This is a genomic window from Streptomyces sp. NPDC093065 (assembly GCF_044754585.1).
In the GTDB taxonomy this organism is placed as follows: domain Bacteria; phylum Actinomycetota; class Actinomycetes; order Streptomycetales; family Streptomycetaceae; genus Streptomyces.
Genome location: NZ_JBIVPJ010000012.1, coordinates 67,257 through 78,895, shown reverse-complemented (window position 1 = coordinate 78,895; position 11,639 = coordinate 67,257). Strand labels below are relative to the sequence as shown.

Genomic DNA, 11,639 nt, shown 5'->3' with positions numbered 1-11,639 from the left:
CGTCAGAACAGGGGCTCGCCGTCCCGCGTCAGCGACCAGTCCGGGGAGGCGAAGTCCTTCGGGTCCAGCACGCCCTTCGCCGTCGCCCACTCCGCGATCCGGGTGCGGATCTCCGTCGACTCCGACCACAGCTCCTTGGCCGACGCCACGTGCGGGAAGGCGCCGCCGCCGTTGGCCCGGTAGTTGTTCACCGCCAGCACGAACTGCTGGGCGTCGTCCAGCGGAGCACCGTCGTACGTGAGGTTCCTGATCCGCGACCCGGCCGCCTGCGCGACGTCGATCTCGTACTTCAGCCCCGACACGTAGTCGTAGTTGTAGTCCGGGCGGCCGTTCGCGTTGGTCAGCTTCTCCACGTCCACCGGCGCACCGGCGGCCGTCTGCACGTAGTACTCCGCCGAGTACTCCAGGTAGGCCCGCACCTGCGCGCCCGTCAGCAGCTTCGCGACCAGCGTGTTGTCGTACACGTACAGGCTCGACAGGTCCCGGATCGTCACGTCGCCCGCGGGGATCTCCGAGGTCCGCGAGAAGGGCGAGGCCTGCGCGAGGACCGGCAGCGCGGCGTACTCCGTGCCCGCCAGCGCCTCCTTGACCACGTCCTCCTGCACCTTGGTGATCAAGTCGATGATCGGGGCGTCCTTGTACCGCGCCTCGACCGTCGTCAGCGTCTCGGTGGCCGTGCCGACGACCTGGTTGAGTAGGCCACGACCTTCGCGTGCTCGTCCTTCAGCAGCTTCGTGATCCTCGGGTCGTCGGCGACCGTGCCGGAGTCGCGCAGCGACGCCTTCACCGACTCGACGTGCCAGCGGCCCCGCTCGAAGACCAGCTCGAAGTCGAACAGGGTGAGCCGCTCGGCGAAGCACAGCGGCTCCGACAGCACGACGGTCTTCCCCGTCTCCTCGTTGACCACCTTCAGCTCGGCGATCTCCTCGTGCGCGTGCCCGACCAGGATCGCGTCGATGCCCGGCACCTGCCGTGCCACGTTGGCCGCCGCGTTCTCGACGTACGGGACCTGGTCGCCGTACGAGGACGTGCCGGAGGAACCGGAGTGCGCCGACACGATCACCACGTCCGCGCCCATCGAACGCAGTTTCGGCACCCACTTGGCCGCCTGCTCCTCGAGCCCCGGGAAGGCCAGCTTCCCCTGCACGTACGCCTTGTCCCAGATCGCGATGCCCGGGTTGGTCAGCCCCAGCACCGCCACCTTCACCGGCGGCCCGCCCTTCACCCGGAAGGTCTTCATGAAGTACGGCGGGAAGGCCGGCCGCAGCGTCTTCGCGTCGACCGCGTTCGCGCCGAGCAGCGGGAAGTCGCACTGCTCCTCGAACTTGCGCAGCGTCTCGATGCCGTAGTTGAACTCGTGGTTCCCGAGCGCCACCGCGTCGTAGCCGATCGCGTTCATCGCCTGCGCCATCGGGTGCACCGGACCGCCCTTGGCGGTGATCGGGTCCACCTTCGCGTAGTAGTACGTCAGCGGGGTGCCCTGGATGGTGTCGCCCGCGTCCACCAGCAGCGTGTTGTGGCGGCCCTTCTCCTCGCGCACCCGGTTCACCAGGGTGGAGATGCGGCCGAGGCCCTGGGCGTTGCCCGCCTCGTCCGTGTACTCGGCGTCCTTGAAGTAGTCCCAGTTGAAGACGTGCCCGTGCAGGTCGGTGGTGCCGAGCACGGTCAGCGCGTACCGCTTGGGCTTCCGGTGCCCCTTGTGCGCGGGGGCCACCGCCTCGGCCGCCGGAGCCGCCGCCGCGCCGGCCAGCGCGACACCCGCTCCCGTCACGGCGGACCTGCTCAGGAACTTGCGGCGGTTCAACGGCATGACTGACTCTCCTCGGTGACCCGTGCGGGCAGTGGCAACGCGCGTAGATTCTGTCCTGAACATGCCGCGTGTCAAGGGGTGGCGGGCAACGCGAACGTCCCCCGACCGGCCCCGGAATGCTCATCAGAGCGACCGGGTGCACAATTCAACACTTGTCAATATCCCTTTACTCAAAGGTTGTTGTGTGGTCATGCGTGGCCAATTCGCTACCCGGCAGTAAGTCATAGGCTCGGCTCATGCGCCGAGCAAAGATCGTCTGCACTCTTGGTCCTGCCACCGATTCGTACGACCAGATCAAGGACCTGGTCGACGCCGGAATGGACATCGCCCGCTTCAATTTCAGCCACGGCACCCACGCCGAACACGAAGAGCGCTATCGCCGTGTCCGCAAGGCGTCCGACGAGACGGGCCGCAGCGTCGGTGCCCTGGCCGACCTTCAGGGTCCGAAGATCCGCCTCGGCCACTTCGGCGAGGGACCCGTACTCCTTGAACGCGGCGACAGCTTCACCATCACCGTCGAAGAGGGCGTCGAGGGCGACCGCCACGTCTGCGGCACCACGTACGCGGGCCTGGCCGAGGACGTCACCCCCGGTGAGCGCGTCCTCGTCGACGACGGCAAGGTCTGCCTGGAGGTGACCGGCGTCGACGGACCCCGCGTGCGCACCGAGGTGATCGAGGGCGGCGTGGTCTCCGACCACAAGGGCCTCAACCTCCCCGGCGTCGCGGTGTCCGTGCCCGCCCTGTCGAAGAAGGACGAGGACGACCTGCGCTGGGCGCTGCGCAGCGGCTTCGACGCCGTCGCCCTCTCCTTCGTGCGCAGCGGACGCGACGTCCTCGACGTCCACCGCATCATGGACGAGGAGGGCCGCCGCCTGCCCGTCATCGCCAAGGTCGAGAAGCCGCAGGCCGTCGAGAACATCGAGGACATCGTCGCCGCCTTCGACGGCATCATGGTCGCCCGGGGCGACCTCGGCGTCGAGATGCCCCTGGAGCAGGTGCCGATCGTCCAGAAGCGCGCCGTCAAGCTCGCCAAGCGCAACGCGAAGCCGGTCATCGTCGCCACCCAGATGCTCGACTCGATGATCGACAACGCCCGTCCGACCCGCGCCGAGGCCTCCGACGTCGCCAACGCGGTCATCGACGGCACGGACGCCGTGATGCTCTCCGGCGAGACCAGCGTCGGCAAGCACGCGACCGACACGGTGCGCACGATGGCCCGTATCGTCGAAGCGGCCGAGGAGGACATCCTCGCCAAGGGGCTGCCCCCGCTGACCGAACGCAACAAGCCCCGCACCCAGGGCGGCGCCGTGGCCCGTGCCGCCGCCGAGATCGGCGACTTCCTCGGTGCGAAGTTCCTGGTCGCCTTCACCCAGTCCGGCGACACCGTCCGCAGGCTCTCCCGCTACCGCTCGCCCATTCCGCTGCTCGCCTTCACCCCCGAACCGGCGACCCGCTCGCAGCTGAGCCTGACCTGGGGAGTGGAGACCTTCCTCGGCCCGCACGCGGACTCCACGGACGCGATGGTCGACCAGGTGGACGAGTTGCTGACCCGCTACGGGCGCTGCGAGAAGGGCGACGTCGTGGTCATCACGGCCGGCTCGCCGCCGGGGGTCTCGGGGACGACGAACCTGGTGCGGGTGCACCACATCGGGGAGGACGACAGCTGAACGGGTGTCACCGTGACGCCCTGGGGGAGCCTTCGAAACGAAGGTAAAGTGCCCCGGGTGGGACTCGAACCCACACTGAATGCCTTTTGAGGGCATCGTCTCTGCCGATTGGACTACCGGAGCCTCTTCGAACCGAAGGTCAGTGTAGCCCCTCGGTGACTCAAACATACAGGAGCTAGGTAGGCTCTTGTCAGCAGTACCCCTGCCCCGAACGAGGAGCCCACGTGACCGCCCCCGAGTCGCCCCAGCCCGCCGACGTGACCGACGACGACCAGTCGCACGTTCCTCCGCTGACGACCCGTGTCGTCATCGCCGAGGACGAGGCGCTCATCCGGCTGGATCTCAAAGAGATGCTGGAGGAGGAGGGGTACTCCGTCGTCGGCGAGGCCGGTGACGGTGAGCAGGCCGTGGAGCTGGCCCGGGAGCACAGGCCCGACCTGGTGATCCTGGACGTGAAGATGCCCAAGCTGGACGGCATCTCCGCGGCCGAGAAGATCGCCGAGGAGAGCATCGCGCCGGTGCTGATGCTGACCGCCTTCTCGCAGCGCGACCTGGTGGAGCGGGCCCGGGACGCCGGGGCGATGGCGTACCTGGTGAAGCCGTTCAGCAAGAGCGACGTCGTGCCGGCGATCGAGATGGCCGTGTCGCGGTTCACCGAGCTGAAGGCGCTGGAGAAGGAGGTCGCCGACCTCAGCCTGCGCCTGGAGACGCGGAAGCTGGTGGACCGCGCGAAGTCGGTGCTGCAGACGGAGTACGGGCTGACCGAGCCGGCCGCCTTCCGGTGGATCCAGAAGACCTCGATGGACCGGCGGATGTCGATGCAGCAGGTGGCCGAGGCCGTCATCCAGGACGCCGAGGAGAAGAAGGCGTCCAAGGGCTGAACAGAGGTGCCGAAGGCCCGCGTCCCCGGTGAGGGGGCGCGGGCCTTCGCCGTGCGGTCCGCCGGTGTGTCAGTCCTCGCCGAGGTAGGCCTTGCGGACCGACTCGTCGTGGAGCAGGTCCCGGCCGCTGCCGGACAGGACGATGTTGCCGACCTCCATGACGTGGCCGTGGTCGGCCAGGGAGAGGGCGGCCTGGGCGTTCTGCTCGACGAGCAGGATCGTGGTGCCCTGGGACTTCAGCTCGGCGATCGTCGCCATGATCTTCTGCATCATGATCGGCGACAGGCCCATGGACGGCTCGTCGAGCATGAGCAGCTTGGGCTGGGACATCAGGGCGCGGCCCATGGCGAGCATCTGCTGCTCGCCGCCGGAGAGGGTGCCCGCGGCCTGCTTGCGGCGTTCCCCGAGGATGGGGAAGAGGTCGTAGGCGCGCTGGATGTCCTTCTCGATGCCGGCCCGGTCGCTGCGCAGGAAGGCGCCGAGGCGGAGGTTGTCCTCGATGCTCATGCGCGGGAAGATGTGCCGGCCCTCGGGCGAGTGCGCGAGCCCCAGCGAGACGATCTGGTGGGCGGGGACCTTCTTGAGCGACTTGCCGCCGAACCTGATCTGGCCGCCGACCGGCTTGAGCAGGCCCGACAGGGTGCGCAGGGTCGTGGTCTTGCCGGCGCCGTTGGTGCCGATGAGGGTGACCACCTCGCCGGCGTCGACCTTGAAGGAGATGCCCTTGACGGCTTCGATCTTGCCGTAGGCGACGCGGAGGTCCTCGACCTCGAGCAGTGCGGTCATCGGTCGTTCTCCTTGCCCGCCGCGGTGTCCGTGGTGGTGTCGGCCTCGGCGGCCTGCGCGGCCTCGGCCCGGGCGGCTTCCGCGGCTTCGGCCTGGGCGGCTTCGGCGGCCTCCACCTCGGCGGCTTCCGCGGCGCCGGGGTCGTCGGCCAGGGGCTCGCCGAGGTAGGCGGCGACGACGCGGTCGTCGCCCTGCACCGTGGCGCTGTCGCCCTCGACGAGTTTCTCGCCCTGGACCAGCACGGCGACGCGGTCGCAGAGGTTGAAGATGAACCGCATGTCGTGCTCGATGACGAGGACGGCGATGCCCTTGTCGCGGATGGCGAAGACCAGTTCCTCGGTGGTCCGCGTCTCCTGCGGGTTCATGCCGGCCGTCGGCTCGTCCAGCAGCAGCAGCCCCGGTTCGCTGGCCAGCGCGCGGGCGATCTCCAGCTTGCGCTGCTCGCCGTAGGGCAGGTTGCGGGCGAGGTGGTCGGCCTTGGCGGCCAGGCCCACGAACTCCAGCAGTTCCAGGGCGCGTTCGCGGGAGGCCTTCTCGGCCCTGTGGAAGCCGGGGCCGCGCAGCACGGCGGACCAGAAGCCCTCCTTGGTCCGCGTGTGGCGGCCGACGAGGACGTTCTCCAGAACCGTCATGTTGGAGAACAGGCGGATGTTCTGGAAGGTCCGGGCGATGCCCGCGGCGGTCACCTTGAAGGACTTGGCCGGCAGGACCCGGTCCTTGTAGCGGACCTCGCCCTCGGTCGGGATGTAGAGCCCGGTGAGGCAGTTGAAGAAGGTGGTCTTGCCGGCGCCGTTGGGGCCGATCAGGCCGACGATCTCGCCGCTGTTGACGGTGAGGTCGACGCCGTTCACGGCGGTCAGTCCGCCGAAGCGCATGGTGACACCGCGGGCGTCGAGGATGGTGGTGCCGGGGGCCGGGGCGCCCGGTGCGGTGTCCTTGGTGGTGGTGTCGGTGGTCATGGTGGTCAGGCCCCTGTCTTGCTCAGGACTGTGGGCGCTTCGGCCTCTTCGTGGAATTCCAGCTTCCGGCGCCGGTTGGCGATGAGGCCCTCGGGGCGGAAGCGCATCAGCAGGACGAGCGCGAGTCCGAAGGCGAAGAGCTGGTAGTCGTCGAGGAACTGGAGCTTGTTGGGGATCAGGAACAGCAGCGAGGCGCCGATGAGCGGGCCGGCGATGGTGCCCATGCCGCCGAGCACGACCGCGGCGAGCAGGAAGGCGGAGTTGGGCGGGGTGGTGCCGGCGAAGAGGTACTGCTCGGGGGTCACGGTGTAGGTGACGTGCGCCTGGACGGTGCCGGCGAGTCCGGCCAGCGAGGCGCCGACGGCGAACGCGATCAGCTTGACCCGGAAGCCGTTGATGCCCATGGCGAGCGCGGCGGTCTCGTCCTCGCGGATGGCGACCCAGGCGCGGCCGATGCGGGAGTCGCCGCTGCGCCGGAAGACGAGGACGACGACGGCCGTGATGACGAGCATCAGGAAGAAGTAGTTGGCGAACCGGCCGATGGTGAAGCCGCCGAAGTCGTGCGAGATCCCGAGGTCGAAGCCGAGGATGTCGAGGTCGGGGATGGACGAGATGCCGTTGGAGCCGTTGGTGACGTCCGGGCCCGAGGTGCCGTCGAGGTTGTTGGCGGTGATCCGGAAGATCTCACCGAAGCCGAGCGTCACGATGGCGAGGTAGTCGCCGCGCAGCCGCAGGGTGGGAGCGCCGATCAGGACGCCGAAGATCAGGGACGCCGCGGCGCCGACGAGGACGGCGCCCCAGAAGGGCAGGTGCAGGTCGAACGGGGAGCTGGGGGAGCCGGAGACCATGGAGGCGGCGTAGGCGCCGACCCCGAGGAAGGCGACGTAGCCGAGGTCGAGCAGACCGGCCAGTCCGACGACGATGTTCAGTCCGAGGGCGACCGTGGCGAAGATGAGGATGTAGACGCCGATGGTGGCGTACTGGTCGTCGGACTGGGTGAAGGGGAAGCAGGCCGCGGCGACGAAGGCGCCGCAGACGGTGATGTTCTGGTGCCGCGCGGTGATCTGGGAGACCTGGCCGATGAGGCCGGACTTGTTGAGGGCGGCGAAGCCGAAGCCGGCGGTGATGAGGAAGCCGACGAAGAGTTCGTCGTACTCGGTGCCGATGCCGTAGGTGAAGACGAACAGGCCGACGGCGAGGACGGCGACGATGATCAGGATCTCGGCGTAGGAGGGCAGGGTGCGCAGCGGGCGCGGGCTGTCGGCGGCGAAGGCCGCCTTGACGGTCTGCCAGTTGTGGGAGCTGTTGTGCTTGAACCGCTCCCAGCCGGTGTCGTCCGGGTCGAACGGGTCGGGTTCGGGACGCTGGACGGGCAGGGCGAGGGAGCCGAGCAGGGCGATCAGGGTGGCGGCGGCCACCAGGTAGCCGCCGGGCTCCAGGTTGACGACGCCGCCGAGTTGGGCGCTGATCGCGACGACCGTGTACCAGGCGGTGGCGAAGGCGGCGAGCGCGGCGAACCTGAGGGCCGCGTCGGCGCCGGCCGGCACCAGCCAGCGCAGCCCCTTGACGTCGTACGAGGCGAGGCCGAGGAGGGCGGTGAGGGCGCCGGCGACGAGCACCAGCACCTGGAGGCCGCCCGGGTAGCCGTAGACGGTGAGGTCGCCGGGGAACTCCGCGGTCCAGGTCCAGGCGAGGAACGTGGAGACGACGGTGAGGACGCCGCCGCCGGTGGCGAGGGCGCGGCCCAGGTTCGCGGGTATGCCGATGAGGCCGGAGGTGTCGCCCGCGGCGGGGGCGCCGGTGTTCTTCGGCGCGGTGGTCTGTGTGGTCATCGGTGTCACGCCCTGTCCGCAACGCGTTCGCCGAGCAGGCCCTGCGGCCTGAACAACAGCACGAGGATGAGGAGGATGAAGGCCCAGACGTCGGACCAGGACTGGCTGCCGAACTTGTCCAGGCCGGGGATGTCGGCGATGTAGGCGGTGGCCAGGGTCTCGGCGACGCCGAGGGTGATGCCGCCGATCATGGCGCCGTAGATGTTGCCGATGCCGCCGAGGACGGCCGCGGTGAAGGCCTTGAGGCCGAGGATGAAGCCCATCTTGAAGTCGATCTGACCGTACTTGAGGCCGTTGGCCACGGCGCCGACGGCGGCGAAGACGGCGCCGAGCGCGAACGCGACCACGATGATGCGGTCGGTGTTGACGCCCATCAGCTTGGCCGTGTCCGGGTCCTGCGCGGTGGCCTGCATGCCTCGTCCGGTGCGGGTGCGCATCACGAAGAAGCCGAGGATGGCCATGCTCACCGGGGCGGCGATGAACAGGAAGATGTCGCCGGTCTGGAGGGTGACGCTGCCGATGTGGAAGGGGCCGCCGTCGATCTGCGGGAAGGTCCGTGCCGACTTGGCCTCGGGGTACCAGGCCCACACCGCCTGCTGGAGGGCGAGGGAGAGGCCGATGGCGGTGATGAGCGGCGCGAGGCGGGGGGCGCCGCGCAGCGGCCGGTAGGCGAACCGTTCCGCCCCGACGGCGACGGCGACGGAGACGACCATGGCGCCGAGGAGCATCAGGGGCAGGGCGATCAGCATGGAGGTGCCGTCGGGCAGGATGTAGATGTAGACCGTGAGCGCGCCGAAGGCGCCGGTCATGAAGATCTCGCCGTGGGCGAAGTTGATGAGCTGGACAATGCCGTAGACCATTGTGTAGCCGATGGCGATCAGCCCGTACATGGATCCCAGTAGCAGGCCGTTGACCAGCTGCTGCGGCAGTTCGTTCACCGCATGTCCTCCGAGACTTTCGGATAATCGACGGATGTGGCCGGATGCGAGTCCGCGCGGGGCGCCTGTGGAACAGCGCCCCGCGCGGCTCGTGGGCTGTGGTGCGGGTGGGGTGTCAGCCGGTGAAGGTGCCGGACTTCACGGAGCCCCAGGCACCGTTCTCGACGGCGTACACGGTGAGCTGCTTGTTGGTCGCGTCACCGAACTCGTCGAAGGAGACCTTGCCGGTCACACCGTCGAAGGAGACGTCCTGCATGGCGTCCACGACCTTGGTGCGGGCGTCGTCGGGGAGCTTCCCGTCGTTGGCCTCGACGACCTTCTTGACGGCCTCGATGATCGCCCAGGCGGAGTCGTAGGAGTAGCCGCCGTAGGCCTCGTAGGCCTCCTTGTAGCCCTGGGTCTTGTAGTTCGCGACGAATTCCTTGGCGGAGGGGAGCTCCTCCACCGGGGCGCCGACGGAGGTCGCGAGGTCGCCGTTGCCGCTGGCACCGGAGAGCTTGATGAAGTCGGCACTGTAGATGCCGTCACCGCCGACCAGCGGGATCTTGGCCCCGGCGGCCTTGATCTGCTTGCTGAGCGGGCCGGCCTGCGGGTACTCGCCGCCGTAGTAGACGACGTCGGCGCCGGAGTTCTTGACCTTGGTGGCGACCGCGTTGAAGTCCTTGGTGTCCGGGTTGATGTGCTCGGTGCCGACGACCTTGCCGCCGAGCTTCTTGAACTCCTGGGTGAAGGTGGCGGCCAGACCGGCGCCGTAGGTCTTCTTGTCGTCGATGACGAAGACCTTGCGCTTCTTGGAGTCGTTGTAGACGTACTGCGCGGCGAACGGGCCCTGGATGGCGTCCGTGGTCGCGGTGCGGAAGTACGACTTGTACGGCCGGACCTTCTTGGTCTGCCAGTCCACGCCCTGGGTGAGCGAGGGGTTGGTGTTGGCCGGGGAGACCTCGACCAGTTTGGCCGTGTCGAAGACCTTCTGCATGGACTCGCCGACCGAGGAGTTCAGCGGGCCCACGACGCCGAGGACCTTGTCGTTGGCGACGAACTTGGTGGCGTTCTGCTGGCCGACGGACGGCTGGCCCTGGTCGTCGAGCGCCTCGACCTTGAAGGTGACGCCGTCGACGGTCTTGTTCTTGTTGGCCGTCTTGGCCGCGAGGTCCGCCGAGTTCTTGATGCCGAGGCCGAGCGCGGACAGGTCGCCGGTCAGCGGGGCGTCGACGCCGATGACGACGGTGGTGCCACCGCCGCCGTTGCCGGAGTCCGAGCCGCCGTCGTCGTCGCGCGAGCCGCAGGCGGTGAGGGTGAGCGCCCCCGCCGCGAGAGCGGCGGTGATGGCGATGAGCGAACGTTGACGCACGATCAGTCCTTTCCCTGGCACGGCCGCTTCCCCGTGGAGGCGGTCGAGTCGAGCGCGGGGCCGAAATGACAATCCGACGGCGCGGTGACTGGCCGTGACTCTAAGCGTGTGCAGGGAAGGTGGAGGAGGGTCTGACTCATGCTGTGACTCTCTTGTTATGACATCGGGTATTGCAGAGCGGTACTGGTTGGGAAGAAGGGCTGAATTCAGGCCGATTCGCCCTGTCCGCATGGTGAGAACCCGCAGGACCGGCCGGTCGTGTTCAGGCGTCTGGGGCGTTTTGGTGATTACCCGGAATCGTTGCTGCAGGCGACCTCAAGGGCGCGGGAGAGGTCCCGCGCATAGCGCGTCCCCAGGATGAAACTGTGGGACTCTATTGCGCGCGCATTACGCAGCGTTACATCCAGGAAAGGGAGTCCGGGATTCCGGGGCGCTTTTTCACATTCCGTCACCCGGAGCGTGACAATGATCTTGCGGGTGGAATGGGATTTTGTCTGGAAAGGTGCCGCGGGGGAGGAGGCCACCGACAGGCCGTCGTAGGGCTGCGTCAGCCGCGTCACGGTGACGGGTGGTCCCGACCGCACGCTCAGCAGCACCGTGAAGCCGAAGTCGCCGGCCGTCGTGCCCGGGGAGCCGGTCGCGGGGGCCAGGTACACGAGGTCGATCGCCTGGGACGGGTAGGGCGGCGGGGGACCGGGACGCGGCTGTGGCCGGCTCGCGTACAGGTAGCCGCCGCCCGCCAGTACGACCAGCGCGGCGGCGGCGAGGACGGTCCGGCGGTGGCGGTCGTAGCGCAGGGCGAGCCGTCCGCGCGGCCGGGGCCGCGGCGCCTCCCGGACGACGGTGTCCTCGACGGGGCCGACGCCGCTCATGACTGCCACGGGCTGTGGCTCGGACCGCCGCCCCGGTATTCCTCGGCGCACGCCTGCCCTACCTGACGGACGATCAGGTTCCGTGCCGCCGGGGCACCTTGATCACGCCTCACGGGCCGTGCCGCGTCCACGACCTGACGGAGGATGTCGTACTGCCGGTCGGGCATTCCCATCGACTGATAGTCGCCGTAGGGTTCACCGCCGTCCAGCGTCTCGCGCGCCCGGTACCCGACGGCGCTCACGCACAACTCCGCGCCGGACAAGGGCCGCGGCGGCGGAGACGGCGATCAGCGGGGCGGCCAGGGCCAGGGGCAGGGTCGGAGGGCGGCTGGCCGCGGCCCGTACGCTCCCTCCGGGCGCGGCCCGTCCCCGCACGGCGCGGCGCCCGAGCGACGCCGCCCCCGGCCGAGGGTCCCCTCCCCGTCCCATGCCCCGACGCCATGGCGCCCGGCGGCAGGGGGCAATGTCCACGGCCGGGACGGGTGACGTCGCGGGCACGGGCGCCGGGAAGGGCGGCGTGGGCGCCCCGGACCGTGCGGCCGG

Annotated in this window: 9 protein-coding genes, 1 tRNA gene and 1 pseudogene; 2 read left to right on the top strand and 9 right to left on the bottom strand. The window is 69.1% G+C overall.

The genetic code is table 11. The features are described from left to right. Positions 1-2: 2 nt before the first annotated feature. Positions 3-1,810 (bottom strand): annotated as a pseudogene (locus ACIQFU_RS21470) (bifunctional metallophosphatase/5'-nucleotidase). Between the two features lie 236 nt (positions 1,811-2,046). Between ACIQFU_RS21470 and pyk the strand changes: the two are divergent. Further along, a complete protein-coding gene (gene pyk, locus ACIQFU_RS21465; protein WP_402553554.1) occupies positions 2,047-3,477 on the top strand; it encodes a pyruvate kinase in 1,431 nt (476 codons plus the stop codon). 49 nt (positions 3,478-3,526) lie between these two features. Here the strand turns inward: pyk and ACIQFU_RS21460 are convergent. After that, positions 3,527-3,600, bottom strand: a tRNA-Leu gene (locus tag ACIQFU_RS21460). A 101-nt stretch (positions 3,601-3,701) separates the two neighbouring features. On the opposite strand from ACIQFU_RS21460, the gene ACIQFU_RS21455 reads away from it, so the two are divergent. Beyond that, positions 3,702-4,358, top strand: coding sequence for an ANTAR domain-containing response regulator (locus ACIQFU_RS21455; RefSeq protein WP_133888483.1), 657 nt, complete (start codon positions 3,702-3,704; stop codon positions 4,356-4,358). A gap of 69 nt (positions 4,359-4,427) precedes the next feature. Here the strand turns inward: ACIQFU_RS21455 and ACIQFU_RS21450 are convergent, their stop codons facing one another. From ACIQFU_RS21450 to ACIQFU_RS21420, 7 genes are all read right to left on the bottom strand, one after another. Beyond that, on the bottom strand, positions 4,428-5,144 hold the full coding sequence (locus ACIQFU_RS21450) for an ABC transporter ATP-binding protein (RefSeq protein ID WP_402553552.1): 717 nt from the start codon (positions 5,142-5,144) through the stop codon (positions 4,428-4,430). Continuing rightward, positions 5,141-6,103, bottom strand: coding sequence for an ABC transporter ATP-binding protein (locus tag ACIQFU_RS21445; protein WP_402553551.1), 963 nt, complete (start codon positions 6,101-6,103; stop codon positions 5,141-5,143). The genes ACIQFU_RS21450 and ACIQFU_RS21445 overlap by 4 nt, the downstream gene beginning before the upstream one ends. A 5-nt stretch (positions 6,104-6,108) precedes the next feature. Beyond that, positions 6,109-7,935, bottom strand: a complete 1,827-nt coding sequence (locus tag ACIQFU_RS21440) for a branched-chain amino acid ABC transporter permease (protein WP_402553549.1) — start codon at positions 7,933-7,935, stop codon at positions 6,109-6,111. A 5-nt stretch (positions 7,936-7,940) separates the two neighbouring features. Further along, positions 7,941-8,873, bottom strand: a complete 933-nt coding sequence (locus ACIQFU_RS21435; protein ID WP_153180351.1) for a branched-chain amino acid ABC transporter permease — start codon at positions 8,871-8,873, stop codon at positions 7,941-7,943. Positions 8,874-8,988: 115 nt separating this feature from the next. Continuing rightward, positions 8,989-10,224, bottom strand: a complete 1,236-nt coding sequence (locus tag ACIQFU_RS21430) for a branched-chain amino acid ABC transporter substrate-binding protein (RefSeq protein WP_402553547.1) — start codon at positions 10,222-10,224, stop codon at positions 8,989-8,991. 287 nt (positions 10,225-10,511) lie between these two features. Next, positions 10,512-11,096: a Tat pathway signal sequence domain protein gene (locus tag ACIQFU_RS21425; RefSeq protein WP_402553546.1), complete on the bottom strand. Its 585-nt coding sequence runs from the start codon at positions 11,094-11,096 to the stop codon at positions 10,512-10,514. Beyond that, on the bottom strand, positions 11,093-11,338 hold the full coding sequence (locus ACIQFU_RS21420; RefSeq protein ID WP_402553545.1) for a hypothetical protein: 246 nt from the start codon (positions 11,336-11,338) through the stop codon (positions 11,093-11,095). The genes ACIQFU_RS21425 and ACIQFU_RS21420 overlap by 4 nt, the downstream gene beginning before the upstream one ends. Between the last annotated feature and the right edge of the window lie 301 nt (positions 11,339-11,639).